At 37.1% G+C, this 7,194-nt stretch carries 6 protein-coding genes and 1 other RNA gene; 3 read left to right on the forward strand and 4 right to left on the reverse strand.

Annotated elements, in window-relative coordinates:
* Together ACI4WO_RS07045 and ACI4WO_RS07050 are read left to right on the forward strand one after the other, a co-directional pair.
* On the forward strand, window positions 1-2,231 hold a 2,231-nt coding region (locus ACI4WO_RS07045; RefSeq protein WP_439806848.1), incomplete at its 5' end, for a carbohydrate-binding domain-containing protein.
* A 184-nt stretch (window positions 2,232-2,415) separates the two neighbouring features.
* Complete coding sequence (locus tag ACI4WO_RS07050) at window positions 2,416-3,264, forward strand: hypothetical protein (RefSeq protein WP_439806849.1); 849 nt, start codon at window positions 2,416-2,418, stop codon at window positions 3,262-3,264.
* Window positions 3,265-3,345: 81 nt separating this feature from the next.
* On the opposite strand, the gene ssrS is transcribed toward ACI4WO_RS07050, so the two are convergent.
* Window positions 3,346-3,534, reverse strand: a non-coding RNA gene (gene ssrS, locus ACI4WO_RS07055) — 6S RNA.
* 52 nt (window positions 3,535-3,586) lie between these two features.
* Window positions 3,587-3,916 (reverse strand): DUF1292 domain-containing protein, encoded by a 330-nt coding sequence (locus ACI4WO_RS07060; protein WP_439806850.1) that lies wholly within the window; start codon window positions 3,914-3,916, stop codon window positions 3,587-3,589.
* Between the two features lie 270 nt (window positions 3,917-4,186).
* Here ACI4WO_RS07060 and ACI4WO_RS07065 point away from each other — a divergent pair, with 270 nt between their 5' ends.
* A complete protein-coding gene (locus ACI4WO_RS07065) occupies window positions 4,187-4,348 on the forward strand; it encodes a hypothetical protein (RefSeq protein WP_439806851.1) in 162 nt (53 codons plus the stop codon).
* Between the two features lie 493 nt (window positions 4,349-4,841).
* Here the strand turns inward: ACI4WO_RS07065 and rpoD are convergent, their stop codons facing one another.
* Together rpoD and ACI4WO_RS07075 are read right to left on the reverse strand one after the other, a co-directional pair.
* A complete protein-coding gene (gene rpoD, locus ACI4WO_RS07070; protein WP_439806852.1) occupies window positions 4,842-5,924 on the reverse strand; it encodes an RNA polymerase sigma factor RpoD in 1,083 nt (360 codons plus the stop codon).
* Window positions 5,925-5,958: 34 nt separating this feature from the next.
* Window positions 5,959-7,194, reverse strand: a 1,236-nt coding sequence (locus ACI4WO_RS07075; protein WP_439806853.1) for a DNA primase, incomplete at its 5' end; no start/stop codon positions are given.

Raw genomic sequence — 7,194 nt, forward strand, 5'->3', positions numbered from 1 at the left:
ATAAAAAAACGGTTGCCACCGTATCCAGGAAAGGCAAGGTAACTGCAAAGGCTGAAAATGATGCTGTTCAGGCTGGTACTTCAATTTCAGTAAGCGGTTCTGCACAGCTTTATGCTTACGGTAAACGCAGTCTTACAGCCGGCGACGGATATACTGTTGATATTACCGGAGGAAGCGTTGTTGCAACAAGCAATGAAGAGTTTGTAAATACTTCCGGAATTACTGTAGATTCAATGATTCTCAACTATACTGAAAAACTTGATAAACAGGAAATTTCAATTACTAAAAATGGTTCTGAAGTTTATACAGTAACTCCTGATAAAAAATATACATATGCTCTTATTTGTAACGATGTTCTTACAGACGGTACATATAACGTTTATACAGGCGGTTCACAGATGACTCATGACAGTGCTGCAACAGCCGGAGAATTTGTAAAATCCGGAACCATCGGCACATATAATTCAGTTACTGCAATGGGTACAGTGGTTGTGCCGACTGAAAATACAATAACTCTTGACAATGCCGGAATTTCATTTGAGGGAACAGGAGCTGCAATCAGTGCAGATCTTAAGACAATTACAATTGCACAGCCGGGTACATATATCGTCACAGGTGAAATGGAAGAAGGACAGATTGTAGTTGATGTTGATAAGACAACATACGTTGATGCAACTGTTGAACTTTCTCTTGAGGGAATGTCTCTTACAAATACTTCTACATCACCGATTTATGTTGCAAGCGTTGATGACAAATGCTCTATTTCTGCAAAGAACGGTACTGTAAACACAATTTCTGACGGTACATCAGCTTATACAAATGCTGATGATGACAGCGGTGCTATTTACAGTAAGGATGACCTGAACTTCAAGGGCAAGGGTACTCTTATTGTAAACGGAAATTATGCAGATGCTATTGTAAGTAAGAATGATATTAAGCTCAATAACGGTACAATTCAGGTTACTGCTGCTGATGACGGCATCAGAGGTAAGGATTCCGTAACAATCGGTGATCCGGCAGATACTGATTTCAGCAATCTTAATGTTACTGTAAATGCAAAAGCAGGTGACGGTATCAAGAGTACAGAAACTGATACAACAACCGGCAAGGGATTCATTACTGCAAACGGCGGTACTGTTAACATCACAGCATATTCAGACGCTTTGCATGCTTCACAGCTTATGACTATGAACGGCGGCGACTTCACTATTAAAACAACTGCACAGCAGTCTTCAAGCGGAAGCAGTCAGCAGCCGGGCGGCGGAAGCTGGGGAGGAAGCAGCGGAAGTACAACAACTACTGACGATACAAGTGCTAAGGGTTTGAAAGCCGGATGTACAGATGATTCAGGTACAACAATTGAGGGTACAATCAATATTGTCGGAGGTACATTTGATATTGATACAACTGATGACAGTGTTCATGCAACAAATGTAAATATTACAGGCGGTAATATCAAAGCATCAACAGGTGATGACGGCGTTCATGCTGACCAAAACCTTGTAATAGGCACAGAAGGCAGCACAGATTATAATTCACCTTATATTGATATTATTAAATCATATGAAGGTATTGAGGCTTCTAATATTACTCAGAACAGTGGTACGGTTATGGTAACTTCAAGTGATGATGGTTATAATGCAGCCGGCGGTACAGACAGTTCAGGAACCCAAAACCCAGGAGGATGGGGTCAGGGCGGCTCAATGAGCAGCGGAGACTATGCACTTATAATAAACGGTGGTTATACATATGTTAACGCAAGCGGTGACGGTCTTGATTCAAATGGTTCTCTTACAATAAACGGCGGTTATGTATTTGTATCACAGACAGGCGGCGGAAATTCTCCTATTGACTGTGACAGTACATGGAACAATAATGGCGGTGTTATTATAGCTGGCGGAAGCAATGATATGTTCAGCGAATCAATTCCGGCAAGCTACAAGCTTGTGAATCAATCAGCTAACTTGAGTGCTGGTACAGTTGTTACTATTACAGACAACAGTGGAAACGTTCAGGGCACAATGACATTTGTAAACTCAGCAGCAGCTATTGTTGTTTGTGCACCATCTGACGGTACTGTTTATACCGGAGGAACATTAAGCGGTACAGAATATTTTGCTGTAAGCGAAGGAAACAGCAGTATGAAAGCAGGAAAAGGCGGAACAATTTCCGGAGGTACTGAGCTTTCATCCAATACAAGCGGCGGACAGACTGGTCCTGGCGGATTTTAATTAGTTTTTGCTTTGTATACTCACTCTAAAATAAATTTTCCCTCTCATTTGTAATAAATGAGAGGAATTTTTTTGCAATGTTTAATTTTAGCTGAAATATCCGATGTATATAATATAAGTATAAGTTAGGAATTGTGAAATCTTGATTTGAAATCAGGAGACAGATTCAAAGGGGGAGATTAATATGAATTTCTGGTCTATTGGAAATATAAACAGTTATGTAAAAAATGTGAAGCTTCAGCAGAAATGGAAACAGAAAAAAACTTCCGGAGATTTTTCTAGTAATGAATCCAAAACTGAAAGACAGCGTCTGAATGAACAGTTTAAAAAATCATATATGGAACAAAGAGAAGAAAATACCAGTGATGAAACATTATCTATGATTCATAATAAAATCAATTCCGGTTCAAAGCTTACTAATGAAGAAATGCAGTATCTTCAAAGCAGAGATCCTATGGCTTATCAGAAGATTAAAAATCGTGAAGCTGAAAAAGCAAGTTATGAAAAAGAACTTAAACGATGTAAAACAAAGGATGATGTAAAACGGCTTAAAATGTCCAGAATTAACGGTGCAATATCAGCTATAAATTCTGTTAAGGATAATCCTAATATTCCTGATAGCAAAAAACTTGAAGTAATAAATGAAGTAAATATTAAAATGAAAGATATTGATAATGCCACATATAAATATATAAAAAGCGGTGAGTATTACAGACTGCCGACAGAAGCTGAAAAAAATAAAGCAGAACATGACCTCAGAGAGGCTGAACAGTCAGAGCGTGATGAAATTCAAAAGCGTGAGAACATCAGTAAAATCGATGACAGCTTTTTGGATTTACAGTGTGATTATGAAAAGGATTATGAATCTGAAAAGATATCTGAAATTGCTGGTGAAAGAGAATTTACCCGTATTGAAGCAGAAAATACTCCGGAAGCCATAAAGCTTAAGCGCTCAAAAGCTAAAGCAGCATATCAGAAAACAGATGAATATTTTAGTCGGGAAATATCTGTGGTTTTTAAAGATAAAGGATAAATGTATATATTAAAAATCCGCATATTCAATTGAATATGCGGATTTTTTACAATCTGAAAGCAAAAGAATGCTTTTTAAGATAAAAAAACCGCCTTGCCGTCATATAGCACATAAAACCAAGCTGAATAGCAAGGTGGGTATCCTCCTGAGAGTCTCACGCTCCCTTCGTCCGCAAAAGCGGGAGGTCTGCAATCTTCAGTCAGAGCCGGATTCCCTTTAAAAAAGTGTTGGATTATAAAAACTATATTGACACGTACAAGGCAGAAATTTTAATTTCTAAACATATTATAACACATTCTTTAAAAAAAATCAATAGTAAATTTTAGTGGCAGCAATCACAGTCATCATGGTCGCAGTCACAGTCAAAATCGTCATCAGCCATGATTCTTTCCATGAAAATATCAGCAATTCTGTCAAGTTCGGCTTCATCATCAATGGAAACGAGATAACCGTCCAAATCATTTTCATCCTTTTTAAGAATAACGAAATAATCGTCTTCCTCAAGATTTTCCGGATTAGACTGCTGAGGAATCAGGGCATAATAAACAGTATCATCTTCTTTGTATACATCAACCAGTTCGAAGGTCTGTTCGTTTCCTTCTTCATCTTCAAGGGTAAAAAGATCCGGTTCAAATTCATTTAAATCGGGCATTTGATTTTTCTCCAATCTTTTTTGTTTAAGGCTATTAAACCCTAACATATTAATTATACAACAAACGGAGTTTAAAGTCAATAGTAATATTGCTTGAACATTTTTAATAAAATTGTGCATTTTTTTTAAAGAAAACTGTTGACATTCTATAAAAAAAGTGTTATTATATATACATCAAAGGAAAGCAAATAAAGATACAGATAAAGATGAAAAAACATCTGCTGCAGAAAGTGTCAGTGCAATTCAATCAGATTATTTATTTGCAGACTTTTGAACGATGGTATTTTCGCAAGGCAGTTTAAGGAATCGGAAAATCCTTTTGCGGAAATAAATTTAAATCAGAACGGAGGTATGCTGCCGATGGAATCAGTTGATGAACAGCAGTGTGACGCCATAATTGGTGGCTCTTACTTCTTAGGTGATTTCAAATGAATAAAAAGGGAATTTGAGATAATTGAATTATCTGCATTCCAAGTTGATTTGAATATGATATCTTTGAAATTTCCGTAAGAACATTGAGTTGTAAGTTGTAATTTTAAGTTGGTGTTTCAATTATGGCTTTATTTTGTTCATGGTGTTGAGATGAGAGGATATATCTCAATTTTATGACTTAATGTCTTTACATAGAAAGCAAAGATAATAATATATGAAAAGGTGGTACCGGTGCACTAAATATTAATTGTGAACGTATAATTATTTAGTTAGGATGATGCTGATGAAAATAATTTTAAGGAATAAAAAACCGTGACAGAAGGGGAGTGATTCCGCCAGAAAGTTAAGTTTGAATGTATAAATTATTTTTAAGGTGGTTCCGATGTACTGATAAAGTCGTTATTTATAATAACCTCCATTGGTGAATAAAATTTGAATATATAAAAGAGGACTTGTAAAAAGTCCTCTTTTTTTATGTATCAGGTCCAGACGCTCATTCAAGAAAGTCTTTGACCTTTTTACTTCTGCTGGGGTGTCTTAATTTTCTAAGAGCCTTGGCTTCAATTTGTCTGATTCTTTCACGAGTCACATCAAATTCCTTGCCTACTTCCTCAAGGGTTCTTGAACGACCGTCTTCCAGACCGAAGCGAAGCTTTAATACCTTTGCTTCACGTTCCGTAAGAGTTGAAAGAACATCATTTAACTGTTCCTTTAAGAGCAAAAGAGAAGCGGCTTCAGCTGGTGCAGGAGCTTCGTCATCCGGAATAAAGTCGCCAAGATGACTGTCTTCTTCTTCACCGATAGGAGTTTCCAGAGATACCGGATCCTGAGCTATTCTCATTATTTCCCTGACTCTTTCAACCGGCATATCCAGCGTTTCAGCGATTTCATCTGCAGTAGGATCATGACCATTTTCATGAAGCAGCTGACTGGAAGCTTTTTTTACCTTTGTGATTGTTTCAACCATATGAACAGGAATTCTGATTGTTCTTGCCTGATCGGCAATAGCTCTGGTTATAGCCTGACGTATCCACCATGTAGCATAAGTGGAAAATTTAAAACCCTTGGTATAGTCAAATTTCTCTACTGCCTTAATAAGACCTAAATTTCCCTCCTGAATAAGGTCAAGGAACTGCATGCCTCTTCCGACATATTTTTTTGCAATACTTACAACAAGTCTGAGGTTTGCTTCTGAAAGACGTTTTTTAGCATATGAATCACCGTTTTTCATTCTCTGAGCAAGTTCTATTTCTTCTTCTGCGGTAAGAAGAGGCACACGTCCTATTTCCTTCAAATATATTTTTACAGGATCATCAATAGCAATTCCTTCTGTTGAAAGTGCCATTTCAAGGTCATCACCCAGTCCGGAATCAAGACCCAGTTTAAGGTCGGTATCAGTTGAATAATCATCTACAATTTCGATATTGTAGCTTGCACAGTTATCATAAAAAGTATCCATCTGGGCAACATCAAAGTCCAGCTCTTCCAAAGCATCTGTAATTTCCTTTGTAGTAAGCTTGCCTGTACTTTTGCCCTTTTCCATAAGTGCTTCAATAGTATTTTTTTTATCAGACATATTAACACTCCGTTTCTCAGCGTTTATGCTGCTTTTATGATTTCTTTCTTTTAGCTTTGACAATATTGATCAAGTCATCATCAGAATTAATATTTTTCGGATTATTTTTATAATCAATCAAAATATTTATATAATCTTTAAGATTCTGTTCAGTTATAATGATTTCCCGGTTTTTGGCTTCTATTCCCGTTATTCTTCCCATTTCCTCGTCATTAAATTCACCGGAGAAAGAAGAAAGGGAGAAAATATCATTATCTGCCGCTTTTTTGCAGTAAGAAATGTAAACCCTGCGATAAAATTCCGTAATAAAATGTTCCGGAGAAATAAGGTTTTCCACATAATTTACCTTATCGGGAAATCTGAACAGATATGCTAAAATGCCCTCCTCAGCTTTTACCTGTCTGGGAGCTTTTGACGATTCAGGTACCAACGGGTCGGAATAATAAGGCTTTGATCTTATAGCCTGCCATTCTTTTTTCTTTTCAATATTAATATTTTTCCTGATTTCATCGTCTACCTGAGCACGAAGAACATCTATATTTATATCTGCTTCCTTTGCAGTTTTGGATATATATACGTCCCGTTCCAGACGATTTGAAATTTCTGACAGTACCTTTACAGCATTTTTGAGAAATTTTACTTTATCTGCTTCACTGTCCAGATCAAGACCTGTTTTACATTTTTCAAGTTCAAAATTAATAGCACCTTCTGAATTTTCCAGAAGCATTTTAAACCGTTGTGCACCAAATTTTTTTATATATTCATCCGGGTCTTTAGCGTCGGTCATTTTTAAAACTTTTGTGTTTATTCCGGCGTTTCCCAGAATATTAATTGCACGTCTGGCGGCTTTCTGACCGGCATTGTCGCTGTCATAGGAAATGATAACCTCATCGGCATATGTCTTCATTATCTGTGCCTGATCCGGGGTAAGGGCAGTTCCGAGAGTAGCCACAACATTTTCAAAACCTGCCTGATTAATGGAAATAACATCCATATATCCTTCAGCAAGAATCAGTTTTTTAACCGGAGCATTCTTAGCAAAATTCAAAGAGAAAAGATTCCGGCTTTTTTTGAATACCGGAGTATCTCCGGTATTAAGATATTTCGGAACACCGTCTGTAAGTATTCTTCCCCCGAAAGCGATAACATTTCCCCGCAGATCTATTATGGGAAAAATTACCCTTTCCCTGAACGTATCATAAGTATTCTGATTATTCCGGCTGACGCTTCTGACTCCAGCCTGTATCATTTCCTCGTCCGAATATCCAAG

Source organism: Porcipelethomonas sp. (assembly GCF_051893655.1).
GTDB lineage: Bacteria > Bacillota > Clostridia > Oscillospirales > Ruminococcaceae > Porcipelethomonas.